25 protein-coding genes are annotated in these 22,574 nt (G+C 68.1%); 23 read left to right on the forward strand and 2 right to left on the reverse strand.

Annotated features, from left to right (window positions below):
- Window positions 1-156 (reverse strand): hypothetical protein (locus HY726_00715; protein MBI4607513.1); only part of this gene is annotated, 156 nt, incomplete at its 3' end.
- Between the two features lie 137 nt (window positions 157-293).
- Between HY726_00715 and HY726_00720 the strand changes: the two genes are divergently transcribed.
- The 9 genes from HY726_00720 to HY726_00760 all read left to right on the forward strand — a co-directional run bounded on the left by HY726_00720 (window position 294) and on the right by HY726_00760 (window position 8,112).
- A complete protein-coding gene (locus HY726_00720; protein ID MBI4607514.1) occupies window positions 294-1,844 on the forward strand; it encodes an acyl-CoA carboxylase subunit beta in 1,551 nt (516 codons plus the stop codon).
- 29 nt (window positions 1,845-1,873) lie between these two features.
- The gene (locus HY726_00725) at window positions 1,874-2,053 is read left to right on the forward strand and encodes a hypothetical protein (protein MBI4607515.1); all 180 of its coding nucleotides are present in this window, start codon (window positions 1,874-1,876) and stop codon (window positions 2,051-2,053) included.
- Window positions 2,054-2,055: 2 nt separating this feature from the next.
- The gene (locus tag HY726_00730) at window positions 2,056-3,726 is read left to right on the forward strand and encodes a methylmalonyl-CoA mutase family protein (protein MBI4607516.1); all 1,671 of its coding nucleotides are present in this window, start codon (window positions 2,056-2,058) and stop codon (window positions 3,724-3,726) included.
- 202 nt (window positions 3,727-3,928) lie between these two features.
- Entirely contained in the window at window positions 3,929-4,699 is a 771-nt protein-coding gene (locus tag HY726_00735) for a hypothetical protein (GenBank protein ID MBI4607517.1), read from the forward strand.
- A gap of 194 nt (window positions 4,700-4,893) precedes the next feature.
- Window positions 4,894-5,628, forward strand: a complete 735-nt coding sequence (locus HY726_00740; GenBank protein MBI4607518.1) for a hypothetical protein — start codon at window positions 4,894-4,896, stop codon at window positions 5,626-5,628.
- Window positions 5,629-5,656: 28 nt separating this feature from the next.
- Complete coding sequence (locus HY726_00745; GenBank protein MBI4607519.1) at window positions 5,657-6,658, forward strand: polyprenyl synthetase family protein; 1,002 nt, start codon at window positions 5,657-5,659, stop codon at window positions 6,656-6,658.
- Window positions 6,659-6,775: 117 nt separating this feature from the next.
- Window positions 6,776-6,970 carry a hypothetical protein gene (locus tag HY726_00750; protein ID MBI4607520.1) on the forward strand — a complete coding sequence of 65 codons (195 nt, stop codon included), beginning with the start codon at window positions 6,776-6,778 and terminating at the stop codon, window positions 6,968-6,970.
- The gene (locus HY726_00755) at window positions 6,967-7,308 is read left to right on the forward strand and encodes a type II toxin-antitoxin system PemK/MazF family toxin (protein MBI4607521.1); all 342 of its coding nucleotides are present in this window, start codon (window positions 6,967-6,969) and stop codon (window positions 7,306-7,308) included. Before HY726_00750 ends, HY726_00755 begins: the two co-directional genes overlap by 4 nt.
- A 9-nt stretch (window positions 7,309-7,317) precedes the next feature.
- Entirely contained in the window at window positions 7,318-8,112 is a 795-nt protein-coding gene (locus tag HY726_00760) for an SAM-dependent chlorinase/fluorinase (protein ID MBI4607522.1), read from the forward strand.
- 26 nt (window positions 8,113-8,138) lie between these two features.
- Here HY726_00760 and HY726_00765 read toward each other — a convergent pair whose 3' ends face one another.
- Window positions 8,139-8,438 (reverse strand): zinc ribbon domain-containing protein, encoded by a 300-nt coding sequence (locus tag HY726_00765; protein ID MBI4607523.1) that lies wholly within the window; start codon window positions 8,436-8,438, stop codon window positions 8,139-8,141.
- 292 nt (window positions 8,439-8,730) lie between these two features.
- Here HY726_00765 and HY726_00770 point away from each other — a divergent pair, with 292 nt between their 5' ends.
- The 14 genes from HY726_00770 to HY726_00835 all read left to right on the forward strand — a co-directional run.
- Window positions 8,731-9,183 (forward strand): tetratricopeptide repeat protein, encoded by a 453-nt coding sequence (locus HY726_00770; protein ID MBI4607524.1) that lies wholly within the window; start codon window positions 8,731-8,733, stop codon window positions 9,181-9,183.
- A gap of 359 nt (window positions 9,184-9,542) precedes the next feature.
- Complete coding sequence (locus HY726_00775; protein MBI4607525.1) at window positions 9,543-11,093, forward strand: porin; 1,551 nt, start codon at window positions 9,543-9,545, stop codon at window positions 11,091-11,093.
- A gap of 123 nt (window positions 11,094-11,216) precedes the next feature.
- Window positions 11,217-11,441: a type II toxin-antitoxin system HicB family antitoxin gene (locus tag HY726_00780; protein MBI4607526.1), complete on the forward strand. Its 225-nt coding sequence runs from the start codon at window positions 11,217-11,219 to the stop codon at window positions 11,439-11,441.
- Between the two features lie 150 nt (window positions 11,442-11,591).
- Entirely contained in the window at window positions 11,592-12,284 is a 693-nt protein-coding gene (locus HY726_00785) for a hypothetical protein (GenBank protein MBI4607527.1), read from the forward strand.
- A 96-nt stretch (window positions 12,285-12,380) separates the two neighbouring features.
- Window positions 12,381-14,225 carry a hypothetical protein gene (locus tag HY726_00790; GenBank protein ID MBI4607528.1) on the forward strand — a complete coding sequence of 615 codons (1,845 nt, stop codon included), beginning with the start codon at window positions 12,381-12,383 and terminating at the stop codon, window positions 14,223-14,225.
- A 79-nt stretch (window positions 14,226-14,304) separates the two neighbouring features.
- Window positions 14,305-14,616 (forward strand): hypothetical protein, encoded by a 312-nt coding sequence (locus tag HY726_00795; GenBank protein ID MBI4607529.1) that lies wholly within the window; start codon window positions 14,305-14,307, stop codon window positions 14,614-14,616.
- Window positions 14,617-14,708: 92 nt separating this feature from the next.
- Window positions 14,709-15,236: a gamma carbonic anhydrase family protein gene (locus HY726_00800; GenBank protein ID MBI4607530.1), complete on the forward strand. Its 528-nt coding sequence runs from the start codon at window positions 14,709-14,711 to the stop codon at window positions 15,234-15,236.
- Complete coding sequence (locus HY726_00805; protein ID MBI4607531.1) at window positions 15,226-16,485, forward strand: histidine--tRNA ligase; 1,260 nt, start codon at window positions 15,226-15,228, stop codon at window positions 16,483-16,485. Before HY726_00800 ends, HY726_00805 begins: the two co-directional genes overlap by 11 nt.
- On the forward strand, window positions 16,482-18,260 hold the full coding sequence (aspS, locus tag HY726_00810; protein MBI4607532.1) for an aspartate--tRNA ligase: 1,779 nt from the start codon (window positions 16,482-16,484) through the stop codon (window positions 18,258-18,260). The genes HY726_00805 and aspS overlap by 4 nt, the downstream gene beginning before the upstream one ends.
- 67 nt (window positions 18,261-18,327) lie before the next feature.
- Window positions 18,328-19,326: a PhoH family protein gene (locus HY726_00815; GenBank protein ID MBI4607533.1), complete on the forward strand. Its 999-nt coding sequence runs from the start codon at window positions 18,328-18,330 to the stop codon at window positions 19,324-19,326.
- The gene (gene ybeY / locus HY726_00820) at window positions 19,326-19,790 is read left to right on the forward strand and encodes an rRNA maturation RNase YbeY (protein ID MBI4607534.1); all 465 of its coding nucleotides are present in this window, start codon (window positions 19,326-19,328) and stop codon (window positions 19,788-19,790) included. Before HY726_00815 ends, ybeY begins: the two co-directional genes overlap by 1 nt.
- Before the next feature lie 4 nt (window positions 19,791-19,794).
- The gene (era, locus tag HY726_00825) at window positions 19,795-20,706 is read left to right on the forward strand and encodes a GTPase Era (GenBank protein ID MBI4607535.1); all 912 of its coding nucleotides are present in this window, start codon (window positions 19,795-19,797) and stop codon (window positions 20,704-20,706) included.
- Between the two features lie 241 nt (window positions 20,707-20,947).
- The gene (gene recO, locus HY726_00830; GenBank protein ID MBI4607536.1) at window positions 20,948-21,724 is read left to right on the forward strand and encodes a DNA repair protein RecO; all 777 of its coding nucleotides are present in this window, start codon (window positions 20,948-20,950) and stop codon (window positions 21,722-21,724) included.
- Between the two features lie 44 nt (window positions 21,725-21,768).
- Window positions 21,769-22,574 (forward strand): glycine--tRNA ligase (locus HY726_00835; protein ID MBI4607537.1); only part of this gene is annotated, 806 nt, incomplete at its 3' end.

The raw sequence follows: 22,574 nt of genomic DNA on the forward strand, positions 1-22,574 counted from the left end.
GAGCTCGGCCGCCATGGGTCGGATCTCCTGTTCCACGAGGCCGAGGACGCTCTCCGCCCGCTGGGCGAGCCGCTTCATAGCCAGGAGCATCGGGATCAGCGCTCCTGCCACGGCGACGACCGCGAGGGTGATGAGCACCAGCGCCAGCGTGGGCATGGGAGCGCATTATCGCAGAGCGCGGCGGTCCAAGTCAAAAGCGCGCGGGGCCCGCGGCGCCGCGTTCGTTGACTTTCCCTCGGTCCACTCCCTATACTGGTCGCGCATTCTGCTTTTCCCCCCACGGAGCGCTGCGGATGTCCCTCCAGGAACGGTTCGAGGAGCTTAGCCGCCGCAACCGAGAGGCCGAGCTGGCGGGCGGGCCCGAGCGCGTCCAGCGCCAGCACAAGGCCGGCAAGAAGACCGCCCGGGAGCGGATCGAGCTCCTGGTCGACAAGGGCTCCTTCGCCGAGGTGGACAGGTTCGTGGTCCACCAGTGCCAGGACTTCGGTATGGAGGAGCAGAAGATTCCGGGCGATGGCGTGGTGACCGGCTCGGCGCGCATCCACGGGCGGCCGGTGTTCGTGTTCGCGCAGGACTTCACCGTGTTCGGCGGCTCGCTCTCCGAGCCCTACGCCCGCAAGATCTGCAAGATCATGGACCTGGCCATGAAAGCTGGCGTACCGATCGTCGGGCTCAACGACTCGGGAGGGGCGCGGATCCAGGAGGGCGTGGTCTCGCTGGCCGGCTACGCCGACATCTTCCTCCGCAACACGCTCGCCTCCGGCGTCGTCCCGCAGATCTCGGCGGTGATGGGGCCGTGCGCGGGCGGCGCCGTCTACTCGCCCGCCATCACCGACTTCGTGTTCATGGTGAAGCACTCCTCGTACATGATCGTGACCGGGCCCGACGAGATCAAGGCGGTGACCCACGAGGAGGTGTCGGCCGAGGAGCTGGGCGGGGCGGGCACCCACGCCGCCACCTCGGGGGTGGCGCACTTCGCGGCCGAGAGCGAGGAGGAGTGCCTGGCCCTGATCCGCGAGCTGCTGAGCTTCCTCCCCCAGAACAACCTCGAGGACCCGCCGATCCGCGCCACCCTGGATCCGGCCGACCGGGTCGACGAGAGCCTGCAGACCATCGTCCCCGAGCAGCCCCACAAGCCTTACGACATCAAGGAGATCATCCGCACGGTCGTGGACGACCACTTCTTCTTCGAGGTCCACGCCGACTACGCCCCGAATCTCGTCGTCGGCTTCGGCAGGCTCAACGGCCGCGCGGTCGGGATCGTGGCCAACCAGCCGGCCCACCTGGCCGGGTGCCTCGACATCAGCGCGTCACTGAAGGGGGCGCGCTTCGTCCGCTTCTGCGACTGCTTCAACATCCCGCTCGTGACGTTCGAGGATGTGCCCGGGTTCCTGCCGGGCACCGGCCAGGAGTACGGCGGGATCATCAAGCACGGGGCCAAGCTCCTCTACGCGTACTGCGAGGCCACGGTCCCCAAGCTCACCGTGATCACCCGCAAGGCCTACGGCGGGGCGTATTGCGTCATGTCCTCCAAGCACATCCGCGGCGACGCCAACTTCGCCTACCCCACGGCTGAGATCGCGGTCATGGGGCCCGAGGGCGCCGTCAACATCCTCTACCGGCGCGAGCTCGAGCGCGCGGCCGACCCGGCGAAGATCAGGGAGGAGAAGATCGCCGAGTACCGGGCGAAGCTCGCCAACCCCTACGTGGCCGCCGAGCGCGGGTACATCGACGAGGTCATCGAGCCCAAGGACACGCGGCGCAAGCTCTGCCAGGCCCTGGAGCTCCTCCACACGAAGCGGGATGCAACCCCCCCCAGGAAGCACGGGAACATCCCGCTGTAGGGAGGCGAGCACGGACGAGGAGCAAAGCCATGGATGCTACGCTGATCGTGGTCTTCGTCAATGGACTCGTCCAGCTCGTCAGGTTGATCCTCCTCGCGGTCTTAACCTGGAGAGGCCAGAGGGAACTCGCGAGGATGGGGCGGGCCGTCGCAGGGCTCGTCGTGCAGGAAGAGGAAAAAACGCGCGAACTTCTGCGTCAGCGAGGCTAGCCATGGACCCCGAGGCGCTGAAGCGGATCGAGGAGGCGAGGCGCAGGTGGGAGGAGGAAGTGCTGAAGCCCGCGCTCGGCAGAGCGCCGGAGCGCGACGCGCTCTTCACCACCTCCTGGGGGAGCCCGGTGGAGTGCATCTCCACACCGGCCGACGCCGCCGGGTTCGACTACCTGAAGGACCTCGGCTTCTCCGGGCAGTACCCGTTCACCCGCGGCGTGCAGCCAACCATGTATCGGGGCCGCCTGTGGACGATGCGCCAGTACGCCGGCTTCGGGAGCGCCGAGGAGACCAATGCGCGGTACCGCTACCTCCTGGCGCAGGGGCAGACCGGGCTCAGCGTCGCCTTCGACCTGCCGACTCAGATGGGGTACGACGCCGACCACACCATGGCCCGAACGGAGGTGGGGAAGGTCGGGGTCTCCATCTCGTCCCTCGAGGACATAGCCGCCCTCTTCGAGGGGATCCCGCTGGATCGGGTCTCCACCTCGATGACCATCAACGCCACGGCCTCGATCCTCCTCTGCCTCTACATCGCGGTGGCCGAGCGCCAGCGGGTGTCGCCGGAGCAGCTCTCCGGCACCGTCCAGAACGACATCCTGAAGGAGTACATCGCCCGCGGCACGTACATCTACCCGGTGGGGCCGTCCATGCGGCTCGTCACCGACACGTTCGCCTTCTGCCGGGAGCGGGTTCCCCGCTGGAACAGCATCTCCGTCTCGGGCTACCACATGCGGGAGGCCGGCTGCACGGCGGTCCAGGAGGTGGCGTTCACGCTCGCGAACGGGATCGCGTACGTCCAGGCGGCCGTCGAGGCGGGGCTCGCGGTGGACGAGTTCGCTCCCCAGATCAGCTTTTTCTTCAACGCCCACAACAACCTGATCGAAGAGGTGGCGAAGTTCCGCGCCGCCCGGCGGCTCTGGGCGCGCCTCATGCGGGAGCGCTTCGGGGCCCGGGACCCGCGCTCGTGGATGCTCCGCTTCCACGCCCAGACGGCGGGGAGCATGCTCACGGCGCAGCAGCCGGAGAACAACATCGTGCGGGTGACGATCCAGGCCCTGGCCGCGGTGCTCGGCGGCTGCCAGTCGCTCCACACGAACTCCATGGACGAGGCCCTGGCGCTCCCAGCCGAGAGCGCGGTGCGCCTGGCGCTCAGGACGCAGCAGATCCTCGCCTACGAGTCGGGGGTCGCGGACACCGTTGACCCGCTCGGCGGCGCCTACGCCGTGGAGCGGTTGACGCGCCAGATCGAGGAGGAGGCGGAGAGCTACATCGCGAAGATCGACGGGCTCGGCGGGGCCGTCCACGCCATCCCGTTCATGCAGCGCGAGATCCAGGAGGCCGCCTACCGTTACCAGCAGGAGGTGGAGTCGCGGGCGCGCATTATGGTCGGCGTCAACGAGTTCGTCACGGAGGAGCCGCCGCCGTCCGGGCTCTTCCGCGTGGACCCGGAGGTGGAGGCGCGCGTGGGCGAGCGGTTGGCGCGCCTGCGCAAGGAGCGGGATCGGGACCGGGTCGCCCGCGCGCTCGATCGGCTCGAGACGGCGGCCCGCGGCAAAGACAATCTCCTGCCCCTGATCCTGGACGCGGTCAAGGCCCGCGTGACTCTGGGCGAAATCTGCGAGGCGCTCCGTCGGGTGTTCGGGATGCACCAGCCCTCGCTCGTCTTCTAGCGCCGTGCCGATAACCGTCGCATCTCTGCGTCCTCCGACCACCCTTCGGGTGGTGCCCGCGCCCATCCTCAACGTACCCGGAGTACGCCTCCGGTGGGCTCCTCCCTGCGTCCTTGACCTGCTCGGTTCTCGTCCCGGCGCGGGCGTATAGGAGGTCCCCACGCGTCGGTCAGGCCGCATCGCCCTGGGCCTCTTCCTGCTGGTGCTGTCGCCCGTCCTCCGGAGCCCGGCCGACGCGGGGCTGACCGAGCAGGTGGGGGCGACCTTCGCCCTCATGGTGGAGGACTTCTTCAAGGCCTTCCCCGCCGTGGAAGGCCTCGTGGTGGCGGTGGAGGGCGATCGGCTGTACATGGACCTCGCCGGCAAGGACGGCATCCAGGAGGGGCAGGAGCTCACTGTGTTCCGCAAGGGGGAGGTGTTCCGTCACCCCCTCACCCATCAGCCCCTCGGGCGCTACGAGGAGCGCCTGGGCCACGCGCACGTGCTCCGCATCTTTCCGGCGTACTCGGAGGCCCGCTACATCCCGCTGAACGGCAAGCCCCGGGCGCGTCCCGAGGACGGGGTGCGCATCACCCGCGGCCGGATCCGGGTGGCGGTGGCGCCGGCCCTGGACCTCACCGAGTCCGGCGCCGACCTTCGGCGGGTGCCCTACCTGCTCGCCGTCGCCCTCGAACGGACGAAGCGCTTCGAGGCGGTGGATCCCCAGCGGGTCGTCGACCTCTTCGCCACCGAGGGTGCGCAGGTCGAGGTCCTCCTCGTCGGCCCCGACAAGGCCGCCCGGCTGGGGCGGGCCCTCGAAGTTGCCGGCTGGCTCGTGCCGGTGCTTCTGGTGCGCGGCGGGGTCACGTACCTGGACGTGACGTGGATCTCCGCGGTGACTGGCCACGCGCTCTTCTCGAAGCGCCGGACGCTCGCCCGCCCTGAGCCGACCGAGGAGCAGCGGTTCCCCTGGGAGCCCCGGGCCGTCGACTAGCAATCGGAGGGGGCCCGGGCGGGTACCCGGGCCGGAGGCCCGGGTGCGCCGAAGGCGTGGGTGTCCCCCTCCGAGGCCTCCCCCAGGAATGGTGGTTCGCGAAGCGCGGGGCGACGCGCTCCTAGCCCCGCTGGCACGGGCGCGCCGCCGTCCGAGTGGATTAGGCCAAGTATGTCTGCTATCGTATGGGCGCCATGAGCGGCCGAGGGCCGGTGGTGTTGCTGAGCGTCTTCTTCGTCAGTACGGTCATGGTCTCCGGATGCGTGAGCCTGCGCGAGCTTGCGGGCTTTCCGGCCGAGTCGACCCCGAGCGTGTCGCGTCGGACGACGGAGGCTCGCTGGGTCCTGATCAAGAACCCGCGCTTCGGCTCGGTCCCGAGCGAGCCGGAGTATGTCTGGACGGAAGAGGATAAGATTCCCTGGACCGCCACCAGCGTCGTCTTCGGCAAGCGCGCGATCCTCGCGCCGCCGGAGATCGTGGAGAAGTACGGCAGCCCGCCCGGGGGTGGAAAGATCAGCCCGCTCCAGGGAGGGCCCTACGCCGCCGAGCGGGCGGCGCAGAGGCCGAGCGGGTCGAGTCCTCGAGCGGAGGCCCGGGCCGAGGCGCGACCGACGCCGGCGGGGCGAGGCGGGGCCGTGGAGAAGGCAGATGCCTCGGCCCGGCTCGGGTACGTGGTCTTCGTGGACACCAACCGGGTCGTGATTGACCTGACGGCCCAGGATGGTCTCAGGCCGGGGAGTGTCGTGAGCCTCCGCCGAAACAAGATTCCGATCATCCACCCCATCACCGGCGAGCTTCTCGGCGAGCTCGACGAGGAGGTGGCGACGGGCAAGGTCGTCGAGGTCCGGGAGCGCTTTTCCGTCGTCGAGATCCAGTCGAGCACCCCCGGCAACGAGATCCGGGTGAAGGATCGAGTGACCCTCCGGTAACCCGCCCAACACGGCAGCGCGCCATCGCATGAGCTGGCCCGTAACGCTTGAGACCGTCCTGAAGGAGCGGATTGGGCGGCTGGTGGGGGACGAGCTGGCCGCCGTCGAGCGCGAGATCGCGCGCCAGCTTCACTCCTCGGTCGGCCTGGTTCGCGAGATGGGCGGCTATATCGCCGGGGCGGGCGGTAAGCGGCTGCGCCCGATCCTCCTCCTGCTGGCGGCGCGCCTGTCCGGTTACCGCGGCCCCCGCAGCGTCAGGCTGGGCTGCGTGGTCGAGCTCCTGCACACCGCCACGCTGGTGCACGACGACGTCGTGGACCAGGCGCCGCTGCGGCGCGGGCTCCCCTCCGCCAACGCCCGCTGGGGCGACGACGCGTCCATTCTCGTGGGGGACCACCTGTACTCCAAGTCGTTCGCGATGCTGGTCCACGACAACGACCCGGGCGTGATGGAAACGCTGGCGCGCGCGACGGTCTCGATGACGGAGGCCGAGCTGTTCCAGCTGGAGAAGAAGCGGAACGGTCACATCACCGAGGCCGACTACCTCCGGATCATCACCCAGAAGACCGCCTCGTTCTTCGCCGCCTGCTGCCGGATCGGCGCCGTGCTCGGGCAGTGCGACCCGGAGCGCGTCGAAGCGCTCACCCGGTTCGGGCTGGGCGTCGGCGTTGCGTTCCAGATCTCCGATGACTCGCTGGACTTCGTCGCCGACGAGGCCCGCCTGGGCAAAGCGATCGGGGCCGATTTGCGGGAGGGCAAACGCACGCTCCCGCTGATCGCCGCGCTGGACCGCGCAGGGTCGCAGGAGCGGCAGCGCGTGCTGACCCTCCTCCGCCGCCGGCACCTCGACCCGGAGGAGATCGAGGAGGTCCGCCGGCTGGTGCTCGAGCACGATGGCGTCGAGTACGCGCTGGCGCGGGCCCGCACCTACGCCCAGAGCGCCAAGGAGGACCTGAGCCGGTTCGCCTCGTGCGAGGAGCGTGAGACCCTGGCGCTCGTCGCGGACTACGTCGTGGACCGTGATAGATAGGTGTGTCGGAGGCTCCCAGGCGGCTTCCCCGTCGTGATAGAGTAAACACGAGATGCAGAGGGGGGATGAGCCATAGTCAGGATACATGCCGAGCCCGTCGGGCCGGACAAAGCACTCGTGAGCCGCGAGGAGCTGGGGAGACTGATCGAAGCTGCCCGCAAGGTTGAGGAGGTAGAGTTCGTTGAGTGCGTTGATGATCTACCAGTCGAGGGCCTCACGCGGCTTGCAGCTGAAGGGGGCAGCTTCGACTTCCTCCTGGATCCACGCGAGGAGATTTACACGCTGAACGATCTGAGGGTCCGCTATCGGTGAGGAGGGGAACCACCGTCCTGACTCCTTTCCCGTTCACGGATCTCAGCGGGGCGAAGGTTCGCCCCGCTGTGGTCGTTTCCCCGTCGGATCGACCCGGTGAAGATGTGATCCTCGCGTTCATTTCTTCCGTAAAGCCAGAGGGACTCCTCCTGACTGATCTTTCAATCGAGACGTCGCATCCAGATTTCACCGGCACCGGGCTGAAGGTTGATTCAATCGTGAAGTGTGACAAACTGGCCACTGTGCACCGCCGGATCATTTTGGGAGAGCTCGGGGCTCTTTCTTCGGCGCTTCTGATTGAGCCGGGTGCCCGTCTTCGTATGGCTCTTGGCTTGTGAAGGGAACCGTTGACCGTCATCACGCTGACCACGGACTTCGGGCTCCGGGACCCCTTCGTCGGGGCGATGAAGGGGGTGATCCTGGCGATCAACCGGCGGGTTCACCTCGTGGATCTCACCCACGAGGTCCGGCCACACGATATCCTTGAAGGGGCCCTGGCCCTGGAGGCGGCGGCCGGCTTTTTTCCGCCGGGCACGATTCACCTGGCGGTCGTGGACCCGGGGGTGGGAACCGCGCGCCGGGCCCTCGGCGTGAACGCCGGCGGACAGCTCTTCGTCGGCCCCGACAATGGCCTCTTCACCTTTCTCTTCGCCCGGCCGGGATGGAGCGCGGTCTCCCTGGAGGGTGCCGCCTATCGCCTGGCCGAGGTGAGCCCGACGTTTCATGGCCGGGATGTCTTCGCCCCGGCTGCCGCGTACCTGTCGCTCGGCGTGCCGCTCCGGCGCTTCGGCCCCGAGGTCGGCGATCCCGTCACCATTGCCTGGCCCGCCGCGCGGCAGGAAGGGGATGCGGTGGTCGGCGAGGTGGTCCACATCGACCGCTTCGGAAACCTGGCGACTTCCATCAGGGCGGCGGACCTGAGCCCGCTCGGGCCCGACGCCTCACTGGCTGTGGAGGTCGAGGGCGTGGTGGTGTCAGGGCTGTCCGCGGCTTACGCCGAGCGCTCCGCGGGAGCGCTCGGTGCCATCGTCGGATCCAGCAGCCGGCTCGAGCTGTTCGTCAGGGACGGCAGTGCCCGCGACCGTTTCGGGTTGGGCCGGGGGACGCGGGTGACGGTTCGCAAGCGCGGGGGCCCCGCATGAGGCGTGGGCGCCCGGCGGGCAAGACCCTAAGGACTGGAGGAAGCGGGTGACGAGGGAGGGGTGGATGAGCCCGCGCCGGAACGCGGCTCCTGGGCCTTCTTCTCGTCCTGGGCCTTCTTCTCGGCATCCTGCGCCTTTTTGCGCGATTCCGACGGGTAGTCGTTCACGTAAAAGCCCGATCCCTTGAGGATGAACGGAGCCGGAGCCAGCAGGCGGCGGACCGGCCCGCCGCATTTCTCGCAGGCTGTGAGGGGCGGATCGGAGATGCGCTGCGAGACCTCGAAGACGCGCGCGCAGCGCTCACACTCGTACTCGTACTTGGGCACGTACATCACCTCCTGTAGAAAACGTAGCACGGCGGTTCCGGGGCTGTCAAAGGGCCGGTGGGCCAATTGGCTCGTTCTGGGACTGGCCGTGACGGCGCTCACCGCGTGCGCTGCGGCAAAAGAAGCCGAATTGAGCCGCCTGCGAGCCCGAGCCGCGCATGAGCAAGCCCTCAGTGAGCTTTGCTTAGATGATCGAGCGCGCACACAGCCGTGTCAGCCCGCGGTTTCCAGGGCCCTAGCCGCCCTTCAGGAGGCGATCAGCCTGAATCCGCAGGAGCCGCTCTATCGGAGCATGCTCGGCCTCGTCCACCTGCAGGTCGAAAACCTCCCCCAGGCCATGGAAGCGTTCAAGAAAGCGCTCGAGCTTAATCCCGACTACGCCGATGCTCATCACAACCTCGGACTTGCCCTGGCCGCGGCGGGGCGGTGGGAAGAGGCCCTCAAGGCGGAACAGAAGGCTCTCGCGATTCCGACCTACACCAACGCCGAACTTGCCTACCGCAGCATGGGCTGGGCCTATTACAACCTTGACCGCCTTGCAGAGGCCGAGAACGCGCTCCTTCAGGCTCTCCGCCTTGAGCCGACCCTGGAGGCGACCCACTACCTTCTCGGGCTGGTTTTGCTCAAGGCGGGGCGCCGGGAGGAGGCCAAGGCGGCCTTTCGTCGGGCTGCGGAGGTTGCCCCCGACAGCGTCTCCGGCTTGGCTGCCCGGGAGCATCTCAAAGCCCTCGAGGGGGGACGGTAGATCCTCGGAGGGGGGCTCCGCCCCCCTTCCGAACCTCCCCCCACGATGGGTTGCGCCGGCGGAGCCGGCGCTCGAACGCGCTCAGTCGGATGCGCTCCTAGCCGCCCGGGGATGGCCCCGAGGGGGGGTAATTTTTTGCTTGACTGGCCCCGGGCCGATGGGGTAGAAAAAGGGCACCTTTGCCTGGAATTTCCTGTATTTTCGAATTCCCCGTCGGGGGATTTTGAGAGAGGAGGAGGTGGTAAGGGCTCGTTAGACGAGCGGAGGGGTCGTGGTTCTACCTTTCAGCGAAGTATCGTGCGCGCAGATCGAGTTTCGTAGCAGGTTCCCGTTGTTAAACCACAGATGAGGAGGCGGTAATGAGACGGTACTGGGTGGTAGCTGTTGCTGGACTCACCCTCCTCGGGGCCCTGGCGCCGCCCGCCTTTGCTCAGGCCCCGGCCCCCAAGGTGACGATCTCGGGGCTCCTAGATTTCGCCACGACGTGGTCCAATAACCTGCAGGACACCGATTCGACCCGCAGGGAGACGGAGTGGTACTCCCGGGAGCGCGGTCGTCTGGACTTCATCGGCGAGCTCGGGAAGGCCAAGATGGTGTGGGGCATCGAGCTTGACTTCGTCAACGGTAACACGACCACCGGCGGCACCCACGCCGGGGTCAGCGCGGGGTTCGACCTCGACACCGACGTCGCGGGCGTGGTCGAGACCAAGTGGCTCTACCTAGATTTCCCGTTCACCGGCGCCGGTGCCCTCTTGCCGTTCATCGCCGTTCCGACTCAGGCGCGCGGCGGCGCCCAGCCCTTCGTCGGCCATGACTACAAGTTCGGCATCCTGGCCTCGGGCGACTTCGGCGGTTTGACCCTGACGACGACCTTGGCTCCGGGTGTGAAGAACACGCTGACCGTCGCCCAGCTCGACGAGTGTAACTTCGACACTGAGGCCAACGGCCGCTGCCCGGGCACGAACCGCGAGAACTGGGCGATCCTCGACAGCATCGAGTTCAGCCCGCAGAAGGGCCTCACGGTCAAGCCGACCTTCTCCTATGCGGACTTCACGGGCGCCCACACGGGGGCGGGCGGGTTCCTGGGAACCATCAACCGCGGCGGCTTCACGATCGGCGCCTTGAAGCAGTGGCGGGCCACCGTCGGCGGCGATGTCCGCTGGACAATGGGCCCCTGGTCACTCGAGCCGACCTTCCACTACCAGTTCGGCGAGCAGGACATCAGCGCCACCCGGGAAGTGGATATCAACGCCTGGATCGTGGACGTGATCGGCGGCTGGCGCTCAGGCCCGCTGAACCTCGAGCTGCGCTTCATGTACACGAGCGGGAACGACGCCGACGAGTGCGTCCAGACCACCGTCACGGGCTGCAAAGGGCGGAGCGACATCAACTACTACACGCCGATCAACACCGGCTTCGCCTACTTCACGGGCTGGAGCGAGCTTCAGACGAGCGGCACCGAGTACAACAACTGCTTCCCCTGCGGCGCGCAGCCTCTTGCGCTGGGACGGGCTGTCGGCTATGACAAGTACGGCCGGATCGTCCTGTCGGCTCGGGCGACGTATGCCGTCACGCCGGCCTTCTCGCTCCTCGGGATGGTCATCCCGTCGTGGACTGCCGAGGAAGTGGACACCAACGGCGCGCTCAGCACGACGACCGGCATCACGCCTGCCCTGAAGACGGGTGAAAGCCGTGTCAACGGCGACGAGAGCTATCTCGGGACCGAGATCAACGTCGGCTTCACCTGGCGCTTCGCGCCGGGGCTGACGTTCGACTGGCGCTACAACCACCTGTTCGCGGGTGAGGCCTTCGATCAGTGCCAGGTCAGCGGGGGCTGCGCCAGCAACAGGCAGGTCAGGGGCGCCAAGGACATCGATTCCGTGATCGCCCGCGTGAGGTACACGTTCTAGGGCGAGACTGCTGGCTGGCTTCAAACGGGGCATGGGGCCTCCCATGCCCCGTTCTTTTTCTGCATTCTTGACTGGTTTCGCCCCGTGGGGTAGAGTGTGCGGCAAGGGAGGAGACTCGTTACGATGAAGCAGTTCAAAGTGGTGGTCGAGAAGCATCCCGATGGCTACGTCGCTTATCCGCTCGGCTTCAAAGGAGTCGTGGTCGGTGAAGGCGACACGTACGAGGAGGCGCTGGCCGACGTCAAGTCTGCCATTCGGTTTCACATTGAGACTTTCGGTCAGGAGGTTCTCGAGACCGATGCGTCAGTGCTCGAAGTCTTCATCGCCGAGACCGGGGTGGCCATTTAGTACGGTTGGTTTCCAACCATGACGTGGGCCCCGGCTCGTCCCCGGCATCCTGTATGGGGCGTTGGACGTAGGTTTGTCATGAGGTGCTGCGCTCGCATATGGATCAGTCTCGCAGTGTTGACTCTGGGCTGTCCGTTGCCGGCTTCGGCATTGGAGTACCGGCTGCGAGTCGCGAATCTCTACGAGGATGCCTTCTACGCGCTCCTGGGGGCGGCAGGCACGCGCAGCGAGGGGCCGGTGCAGGGCCCGTCCCGCCTGATCGAGGCCCTCGACACGGGGGCCGTGTCTGCAGGGGTCCTGCTCTACGATCGCCCGCTCGAGCCTGCCCGCGCCCCCGTCGCGACGGCGTTCGGGGCTGTCAGGCTCCGTCCGGCGGCGCCGCCGAACGGGGAGGAAAAGCACCGGTGGCACGAGGTCCGCTGGGACGGGGCTCCGGGCGAGCAGAGCGTCTGGGTGATCGCCTCGACGCGCCCGCGCTACACCGAGGTCCGCGATGTGGCCCTCAAGGGTACCGGGCCGCTGGTCCGCACGATCCCCCACCTGGTCGCCCCCGCCCAGGCGCCCGCGAAGGTCCTCGGCGTTCAGATCGGTTTCATCGAGGGGCATGAGGGGAACCCGATTCTCTGGAACAGCCACCTCTCGCCGGTCCTCGACCTGAGCGATGGCGTCGGCGTCGTCGTGGGCGTGAACCGCAGCTCCGGCTTTGCCGATCACGTCTTCATCGTCGTGAAGCATGGTCCCTCGCCGAGCACGTACAACGTGGTCCTGGCCTGGAAGCGCCGGCCCCACGAGACAGAGGCTGGTGGGGATCGTAACGGGCGCGACGCTCAGATGATGCGGTAGAGCGACACGGCGGACCGTGCGTCGTGGCTCGCCCCGAGGTGACCATAGCCGCTCGGCGCCCCACGCAGGGAGCCAGCGCGAAGGCGTCGTGAGCCGATGAAGCGACGACAGCCGCTCATCGCGTGCGTCTTTCTCCTGGCTGTCGGCTCGGCCGTCCTGGCGGCAGCCCAGGGCGCCGCGCCGTCCCTCGGTCTCCTCGTTGATCAGGTCGTTGGCCTGTTCCCGAAGGTGGAAGGTGAGGTCATCGAGGTTCAGGGCAAAGCCGTGACGCTTTCCCTTGGCCGGCGGGAGGGCCTCCAGTCCGGGATCGAGCTGTCGCTCTACCGCGAGGGCCGGGAGCTGCGCCATCCCAAGACCGGCGAGGTCCTGGGCCGCACCGAGCAGGACCTGGGCCGGGTCTCCGTCGTCCAGGTGTTCGAGGCCTACTCCACCGGGACGGTGAGCCGGGGGAGCGACGTCCGCCCCGGAGACAAGGTCCGGCTCTCGGCGGGAAAGATTAAGCTCACGCTCCTTCCGTTGCTGGGTGGGGTGAAGGACAACCTGGCCGAGGCGGCGACCCATGAGCTGATTGAGGCGCTCAATCGCACCGGGCGCTTCCAGATCAGTATGGGCGACGCCGTCAACGTCTGGCTCGCCGGGGAGGGGATCAGCGGAGCGGAGGCGATCGAGGGCAAGGGCCTGGCCGCTGCCGGGGAACGCTTCAAGCTCGAGCACCTGCTGGCCCTCTACTTCAAGCGGGTGCAGAACAAGCCCTACATGGAGGTGCGGCTGTTCGCCCTCCCGGGAGGCACTCAGCTCCTCAGCACGGCCCAGTTCGTCCCGCCTTCCATCAAGCCTGCCGCCCGGGGCGAGTTTTCCGCCGCCCCCCAGGCCCGCCCGCAGGCTCCGCCTCCGAAGCAGCGGTCGCTTCTGGCGCGGCTCCTGGGGGGCGACCTCGAGCCCGGAACGTACTCGAGCGGGGAGTCTTCGATCCCGCTCCGGGAGGTCGCGCGCTTCGGCTTCCCGGTCCTGGGGATGGACGTGGCGCCCTCGCCCAAGGATCGGGTCCCCCAGCTGGTCCTCACCGACGGCGAGCGGATCTACCTCTACCGGATCGTGGACCGGACCCTGAAGGCCGAGTGGACGTACAGCGCCGGCTCGGTCGGCCGCGTGATCTCCGTGCAGCTCGCCGACCTGGACGGCGACGGGGTCCTGGAGGTGGTCGCCAATCGCTACCATCCCCAGCAGAACATCGGGCTCACGTCCTTGATCCTCACCACCCGGGACGGCAAGGCCGCGGTCGTGGTTCAGGACCTTTCCCAGATCCTGCTCGCCGTGGATGCCAGCGGCGACGGTGTCAGGAAGACGCTCTGGGCCCAGCGCTTCACTGCCGACGGGTTCTTCGCCAAGGGCCATGCCGAGCGCTACGCTCTGCGCGGCGGGGCGCTGGTCCTCGAGGGGCCGGTGCGCGTCCCGAGCAATTTCCGCGCCACCGGCGCGACGCTGTCCAACGTCGCGGGGAAGGGACCGCGGGCCCTGGCGTTCATCGACGAGCACAACCGGCTCCGGATCGCCACCGAGGCCGAAGAGACCTGGCGCTCCTCCACGCCGGTCGGCGGCGGCGGCTATCTCAGGGTCGAGGTGCTGACGTATCCGGAACGGAGCGGGCGGAGCTACTTCTACGCGATCGAGCCGATGCCGCTGGCGGTGGACCTGGACGGCGACGGGATCGACGAGATCGTCGTCCCGCAGAATCAGACGCCTGGGCTCCTGGCTGTGGTCTTCCGCGGCCCGGCAGGGTTCCGGCTCCAGTCGGTCAACTCCGGATTCGAGGGGACGATCACCGGGTTGGGAGCGGTCTCCGGCGACGGCAGTCCCACCCTCGTCGTGGCGGTGGTGCGCTTTTCGGGGGTGTTCAAGACGACCGGAGAAACCCAGATCGTCATGACCGCCCCGGAGTGACCCCGGGCCGTCCCAGTTCGGCTTTGGGAGCCCGATCCTTTCATTGACTCCCAACCTCGCCCCCGGCTAGACTTAAATCGTGCCCGAAGAGAGCGAAATTTCCAAGAGGATCGACGACCTTCACCGGCGGTTCGACGACCTGCGGAACTATCTCGACCGGCGGCTGGAGGACTTGCGGTCGGACGTCGCGGGGCACCTTGAGCTGATCAGCCAGCGCTTGGACGAGCAGGCCCGGCGGCTGGACGAGCAGGCCCGGCGGCTGGATGCACTGATCGCCTTCCAGCATTCCGCTCTACGCTGGACAATCACAACCATGGTGGCCCTGTTTGGCATCGCCGTCCCCGTCTGGATGTGGGTGCTCTCCCTCGTTCTGAGACCGCTGCTCCGATAAGGCCTTCCCCTCAGGTTGCGCAGCTTCTCCGCACGTCCCGCAAGGTTCACTTCGGCTATACTGGCAGTCCAGGCGGTCCTTGCGGGTGACGCATGATTCGTCCCTATCGCGGCGTCGTGCCCAAGGTGCACCCGACGGCCTTCGTGGAGGCGTCCGCCCACGTCATCGGGGACGTGGAGCTAGGCGAGGATGCGAGCGTGTGGTTCAACACGGTCATCCGCGGAGACGTGAACTATATCCGAATCGGGCGTGGCACGAACATTCAGGACGGAACGGTGATCCACGTCAACCGCCGCGGCTCGCCCACCATCCTGGAGGAGCTCGTCACGGTCGGCCACGGGGCGAGGCTCCACGGCTGCCACGTCAGATCGCACTGCCTGATCGGGATCGGGGCGATCGTCCTGGACGGCGCGGTGCTGGAGGAAGAGTGCCTCGTGGCGGCGGGCTCGCTGGTCGCCCCGGGAACGAAGGTGCCCCGGGGGAGCCTGCTCATGGGGAGCCCGGCGCGCGTGCGGCGGCAGGTGACGGACGCCGACCTGGAGCTGATCCGCCGTTCGGCGCGGAACTATATCAAGCTGAAGGCGGAGTACGCGGCCGAGAGAGGCTCCGATGGCCATTAAGGCGATCCGGGGCCTGCACGACATCCTCCCCGCGGACGCCCCGAAGTGGCAGCGGCTCGAGGCGGCGGCGCGTTGGACCTTCGAGGCCTACGGCTACCGAGAGATCAGGTTGCCCCTTTTCGAGCGCACCGAGCTCTTCGCGCGCGGCATCGGCGAGGTCACCGACATCGTGCAGAAAGAGATGTACACCTTCGCCGATCGGAGCGGGGAGAGCGTGACGCTCAGGCCGGAGGCCACGGCCTCGCTCCTCCGCGCGTACATCGAGCACGGCCTCTACGTGTGGCCCAAACCGGTGCGGCTCTACACCATGGGCCCGATGTTCCGCTACGAGCGGCCGCAGGCGGCGCGCTACCGGCAGTTCCACCAGGCGAACGTCGAGGCGCTGGGCGAGTCGCACCCGGCGCTGGACGCCGAGGTGATCGCCATGCTCCTTGAGTTCTTCCGGAGCCTGGGCCTGTCCGCGCGCCTCGAGCTCCGCCTGAACTCCATCGGGGATCCGGCGTGTCGCCCCCAATACCGGAGCGAGCTCCAGGCCTACCTCCGGGACCAGCGGACGGCGCTCTGCGAGGAGTGCCGGGAGCGGGCCGAGAAGAACCCCCTCCGGGTGCTGGACTGCAAGAACCCGCGGTGCCAGCCGGTGATCGATCGCGCCCCCTCGATCCTCGACGCGCTCTGCCGCGACTGCAGCGAGCACTTCGCCCGGGTTCGAGAATACCTCGATGCGTTGAGGCTCCCCTACGTGATCACGCCCAGGCTGGTGCGGGGGTTCGACTATTACGTGCGGACCACCTTCGAGCTGGTGACCCACGAGCTTGGGGCCCAGAACGCGCTGGCGGGGGGCGGCCGCTACGACGGGCTCATCCGGCGCCTCACGGGTCCGGATGAGCCGGGGATCGGCTTCGCGGTCGGAATGGAGCGGGTGGTGCTCCTCCTGGCCGACGCCTCCGGCGGGAGCGCGCCGCTCGTGCTCCTGGTTCCCCTCGGTCCGGCGGCGCTCACCCGGCTCCTGCCTGTGGCCCAGCGGCTGCGCGGCCAGGGCGTGCCCGTCGAGCTCGGATATGGCGACAGGAAGCTCCGGGCCGAGCTCGAGCGAGCCAACCGGCTCAAGGTTCCCTACGTCGTGATCGTGGGAGACAACGAGATCGGGACGGGCGAGGCGATCCTGAGAGAGATGGCCTCAGGGACCCAGCGCCAGGTCCCGTTGGACCGGCTGGCGGAGGCACTCGCGGAGGTCGCGGGGCGGTCATGACCGAGTCCCTCGGCGGTTGGCGGCGGACCCATTCCTGTGGCGCGCTTCGGGCGAGCGACGTGGGCCAGCCCGTGGCCCTGATGGGATGGGCCTTCCGCCGGCGGGACCACGGGGGCCTGGTGTTCATCGACCTGCGCGACCGCGAGGGCCTGACCCAGTGCGTCTTCAACCCTTCGCTGAGTGCGGCGGCGCACGCCAAGGCGCAGGGTGTCAGGAGCGAGTTCGTCCTGGCGGTACGGGGCACCGTCCTGCGTCGCCCGTCGGGGACCGAGAACCCCAAGCTCCCGACCGGAGAGGTCGAGGTCCAGGTCCAGGAGCTGAGAATCCTGAACGAGGCCAAGCCGCTCCCGTTCCCGCTCGAAGAGGAAGCGGAGGTGGAGGAGGCGGTTCGGTTCCACTACCGCTACCTCGACATGCGTCGCCCCAAGGTCTATCGGAACTTCGTGATGCGGGATCGGGTCTGTCAGGCCGTCCGGGACTCCCTGCACGCGAGCGGCTTCGTCGAGGTGGAGACCCCGTTCCTCACGCGCTCCACCCCGGAAGGGGCGCGCGACTTCCTGGTGCCGAGCCGGCTCAGCCACGGGAGCTTCTACGCGCTCCCCCAGTCGCCTCAGCTCTTCAAGCAGCTCCTGATGGTCGGAGGAATGGAGCGCTACTTCCAGATCGTGCGGTGCTTCCGCGACGAGGATCTCCGGCGGGACCGCCAGCCGGAGTTCACGCAGATCGACATCGAGACCGCCTTCCTCGACCGCGACGACTTCCTGCCGATCATCGAGGGCATGGTCGCCGAGGTCTTCCGGCGGGTGAGCGCGCTCGAGCTGCCGCTCCCGTTCCCGCGGCTGGCCTATGATGAGGCGGTTTCCAGGTTCGGCTCCGACAAGCCAGACCTCCGCTTCGGGCTCGAGCTCCAGGGACTCTCCGATCTCTTCCGGGACGCGAGCTTTGACGCCTTCAGCCGGGTCATCGCGAGCGGCGGGGTCGTGAAGGCGCTCCGGGTGCCAGGGGCCGGGGGAATGAGCCGCAAGGAGCTGGACGACCTGGTCGCTCGCGCCAGGGAACTGGGGGCCACAAGTCTGGCGTGGGTGAAGGTGACGGAAGCGGGGCTCCAGTCGCCTCTCGCGCGCTTCCTCGAGCCGATCCGGGCAAGCCTGCTCGCGCGCTGCGCCGCGGGCGCCGGCGACCTGCTCCTCCTGGTCGCCGACGCCGCGCCGGCCGCCGCCACCGTACTCGGGCGCCTCCGCGTCGAGCTGGCCCGGCGGCTCGCCCTGATCCCGGAGGGCCAGTACCGGTTCGCCTGGGTGATCGACTTTCCGCTCTTCGGGTACAACGCTGAGGAGCGGCGGTGGGACCCGATGCACCATCCCTTCACGGCCCCGCGCGATGAGGATGTCCCCCTTCTGGATTCGGACCCCGCCCGGGTCCGAGCCAAGGCCTACGACTTGGTCCTGAACGGCGAGGAGGCCGCCGGCGGCAGCATCCGGATTCATCAGACGCACCTCCAGGAGAAGGTCTTCGAGCTGATCGGGATCAAGCCTGACGAGGCTCGCGCGCGCTTCGGGTTCCTGCTCGAGGCGCTGGAGTTCGGGGCGCCCCCCATGGGAGGCATCGCCTTCGGCCTCGACCGCCTGGTCGCCATCCTGGCCGGGGAGGAGTCCATCCGCGAGGTCATCGCGTTCCCGAAGACCCAGCGCGGGATCTGCGCGCTGACGGGAGCGCCCGCGCCTGTGGATCCGGCGCAGCTTCGCGAGCTGGGCATCCGGGTGGTGGAAGGCTGACGGCCGTGGAAATTGACAGCCTTTCCCCGGAGGATTACGCTAAGTGCGTGGTCTCCTGGAGCAAGGCTTGGTTGGGACGATCGTAACTCGCCGTCTCCTCCTGGCTTCCGACGCTGATCTCCTTCCCCTCCTCGGACGGAACGACGAGCACCTTCGCGCGCTGGAGTCGCAGCTCGGGCTCCGCATCGTGGCCCGCGGGAGCGAGATCAGCCTGACGGGCCAGGAGCGCCAGGTCGAGAAGGGGGAGCGGCTCCTCACCCAGCTGCAGGAGCTCATCGCAGCCGGCGTGCCGATGCACTCCGTCGAGTTCCGGGCTGCGCTCCGTATCCTGGCCGACGACTCCGGGGCCGATCTCAAGTCGATCTTTCTCGATGCCATTCAGGTGCCGTCCCGGAAGAAGCAGGTCACGCCCAAGAGTCCGAACCAGAAGCGCTATCTGGACGCCATCCGGACTCACGATCTGGTCTTCGCGATCGGTCCCGCCGGCACTGGGAAGAGCTACCTCGCGGTGGCCATGGCGGTCTCCGCCCTCATGAAGCGCGAGGTGGCGCGGATCGTCCTCACCCGGCCCGCCGTCGAGGCGGGGGAGCGGCTCGGGTTCCTCCCGGGCGACCTGTACGAGAAGATCCACCCCTACCTCCGTCCGCTCTACGATGCGCTCTACGACATGATGGAGGCCGAGAAGGCCGCGACGCTGGTCGAGAAGGGCGCCATCGAGATCGCGCCCCTCGCCTACATGCGGGGCCGGACCCTGAACGATTCGTTCATCATCCTGGACGAGGCCCAGAACACGACGGCCGAGCAGATGAAGATGTTCCTCACGCGCCTGGGCTTCAACTCGAAAATGGTGGTCACCGGCGACATCACCCAAGTGGACCTGCCCACCGACCGGCCGTCGGGGCTCATCGAGATCCAGTCCATCCTGCGGGGCATCGAGGGGATCCGGTTCGTCTACTTCACCGAGAAGGATGTGGTCCGCCACGAGTTGGTCTCGGCCATCATCAAGGCCTACGAGGAGCGCAGCACCCGGTCGCGGGGGCCCGGCCCTTCGTCCTCGGGGTCGTGATGGCGGTGGCGGTTACGAACCAGCAGCGGCGCGTGCCGATCCCGCGGGGACGCGTTTGCCGTATCGCCGCGGCGGCGATGCGTGCCCTCGGCCGCCCGGGGGCTGAGGTACACCTCACCTTCGTCGACGACGCCCGGGTCAAGCGACTCAACGGCCGCTACCGCGGGACCCGCCGCGCGACTGATGTCCTTGCGTTTCGCCTAGAGGGGCCGGGACCTTCGGCGCTCCTCGGGGAGGTGATCGTCTCGGCCGAGACCGCGAGCCGCCAGGCTCGCCGCCTGGGAATTCCGGTGGGCCGCGAGCTCGAGCTGATGGTGGTTCACGGGATCCTCCACCTGGTGGGCTGGGATGACCGGAACCCCCTCGAAGCCCGGCTCATGCACGAGCGAGAGCGCGCGATCCTCCGCCGGGCTTCGGGCCCCGTTCCCGAGAGGCTCTGGTCTGGGCTCCTGAAGACGGCCTGACCCGGTGCCTACCACGCCGCCCCACCGTGCCGGCTTCGTCGCGCTGATCGGCCGGAGCAACGTGGGCAAGTCGACCCTTCTCAACCGTCTGGTCGGCGAGAAGCTCGCCATCGTTTCGCCGCGGCCTCAGACCACGCGGACGCGCATTACCGGAGTGAAAACCCTTCCCGCCGCTCAGGTGGTCTTCGTGGACACGCCCGGGCTCCACGAGCCCCGGGCCGGGCTGGGCCAGTTCATGGTCGCCACGGCCCACCGGGCGCTGGAGGACGTGGACCTGGTCTGCCTGGTGGCCGAGGCCACGGAGGATCCGGCAAACCTCGACGAGGGCCTCTTCGAGGTCCTCTCCGGTGTGCGGGGACCGGTCTTCTGCTGCCTCAACAAGTGTGACCTCGTCAAGCCCAAGGAGCGGATCCTCCCGCTGATCGATGCCTACCGGGGCCGCTACCCATTCAAAGAGGTTCTCCCGCTGTCGGCCGTCGACGGGACGAACTGTGACCGTCTCTTTGACCTGGCCGTGGGCGTCCTGCCCGAGCACCCGCCCTACTTCCCCCCCGATACCCTCACGACCCAGCCCGAGACCTTCTTCGTCGCCGAGGTGATTCGCGAGAAGCTCTTCCGGCTCACGCGGGAGGAGGTTCCCTACGCGTGCGCGGTGCGGGTCGAGGAGCTGGATGAGCGTGCGGGCCGGGATCTCCTCTATGTCCGGGCCAACATCTTCGTCGAGACGGAATCCCAGAAGGCGATCGTCATCGGCAAGGGTGGCGGCATGCTGAAGGAGATCGGGAGCGCAGCCCGGCAGGAGCTCGAGCGGTTCTTCGGGATCAAGGTCTTCCTGGAGCTGAAGGTGGATGTGCGACGCAACTGGCGCAAGGATGAGCAGGCGCTGCGCGAGTTCGGCTTCATGCTCACGTCATAGACGGCGCAGGCCATGCGCCGTGGATGCCTTCCAGAGCGAATCTGACGAGCCGTAGCGGGCCGCGAAGCGCAGGACGCCGCAGCGCTCCGAGCGGCACAGCGTCGCTGGGCCGCGAGGACTACCCCCCGCCTCGGGGGGATGGGGGGGCCAGCGGAGGCGTCCGAGCGAGCCAAGCGCATCGAGGCGAGGAGGTCTGAGCGAGGGAAGGCGCCACGGCGCGTGGCCAGGAGGACGTGACGGGGTGGGGCTGCAGCGAACGCAGGCGGTGGTGATCGGACGGCGTCCGCTCGGCGAGGCCGACCGGCTCGTCACCTTCTACACCCGCGAGTTCGGTCGGCTCACCGGGGTGGCCAAGGGCGCTCGCCGGCCCCGCTCGCGTTTCGGGAGTGCGCTCGAGCTCTTCAGCCAGGGCCAGCTCCTCTTCTTCGAGACCGAGCGGAGCGCGCTCGTGAAGGTCGACCACTTCGATCTCCTTCACCCCTTCCTGGGCGTGCGGGAGGAGCTGGACCGGCTCGGTCATGGCGCCTGGGTGCTCGAATGCCTGGCTCGGCTCACCGCGGAGCGCGATCCTCACGCTGCCCTCTACGGTCTCCTCGTCCGGACTCTCCGGGCCCTGGAGGAGATCCCGTGGCCGCCGCGGGCCGTCCTCGGCTTCGCGCTCCGCGCGGTGGACCTCCTCGGCCATCGCCTTCGCCTGGACCGTTGTCTCGGGTGCGGAAAGGTGCCCGGGGCGGTCGCGCGCCTCGACTTCGCCGCCGGCGGGCTGTTCTGCGAGGTCTGCGCCCATCGGGCGCCTGACTCACTCCCGTTCTCCGCGCCCGCGGTGGGAAGCCTGCGCCGCCTCAGGACGCTCAGATGGGAGGAGCTCCTCGCAACACGTCTCGCCCGTCCGGTGGAAGGGGAGATTGCCGCTGCGCTCGAGGCGCACGTAGTCAGGCTGCTGGGCCAGCCCCTGCGGACGTCGCGATTTCTCGCCCAGACCCGCCGCACCCTCGTGAGCCGCGGCGGCCCTCGATGAGGTTCCCCGCGTCGTCCGCGGTGTGGTAGGCTCTGCCTATGAACATGGACACGCTCGTCTCGCTCTGCAAGCGCCGGGGGTTCATCTTCCAATCCAGCGAGATCTACGGGGGGATCGCATCCTGCTGGGATTACGGCCCCTTGGGCGCGGCGCTCAAGAACAACATCAAGCGCGTCTGGTGGCGCGATCACGTCCAGCAGCGTCCCGACATGGTGGGCCTCGACGCCGCGATCATGATGCACCCGACGGTCTGGAAGGCCAGCGGCCACGTGGACCACTTCACCGACCCGATGGTCGACTGCCGCGCCTGTCGGCGGCGGTTCAGGGCCGACAAGCTCGATGACACGCCGTGGGTCCACTACTGTCCGGCCAAGAAGGACAACAAGTTCGAGGTGCCGGCCGGGGAGTCCTGCAAGCACTGCAGCAGCCGGCGGACCCTCTGCCCCGAGTGCGGGAAGGGCGATCTCACCGAGCCCCGGCAGTTCAACCTGATGTTCAAGACGTTTATGGGGCCGGTGGAGGAGGAGGCCGCCCTCGTCTACCTTCGGCCTGAAACCGCCCAGGGCATCTTCGTCAACTTCGAGAACGTCCTCCAGGCCATGCGCCTCAAGCTCCCGTTCGGCATCGCCCAGATCGGGAAGAGCTTCCGCAACGAGATCACGCCGGGCAACTTCATCTTCCGCACCCACGAGTTCGAGCAGATGGAGATCGAGTACTTCGTGAACCCCCAGGACACGATCGATGGTCGGCCGGCCGACGAGGTCTGGCACGAGCGGTGGATCGAGGCGCGCGTGGCCTGGTACGAGCGGTACGGCCTCCGGCGCGAGCACTTGAGGCTGCGGGAGCACGA

The sequence above is a fragment of the Candidatus Rokuibacteriota bacterium genome, assembly GCA_016209385.1.
Classification (GTDB): domain Bacteria; phylum Methylomirabilota; class Methylomirabilia; order Rokubacteriales; family CSP1-6; genus JACQWB01.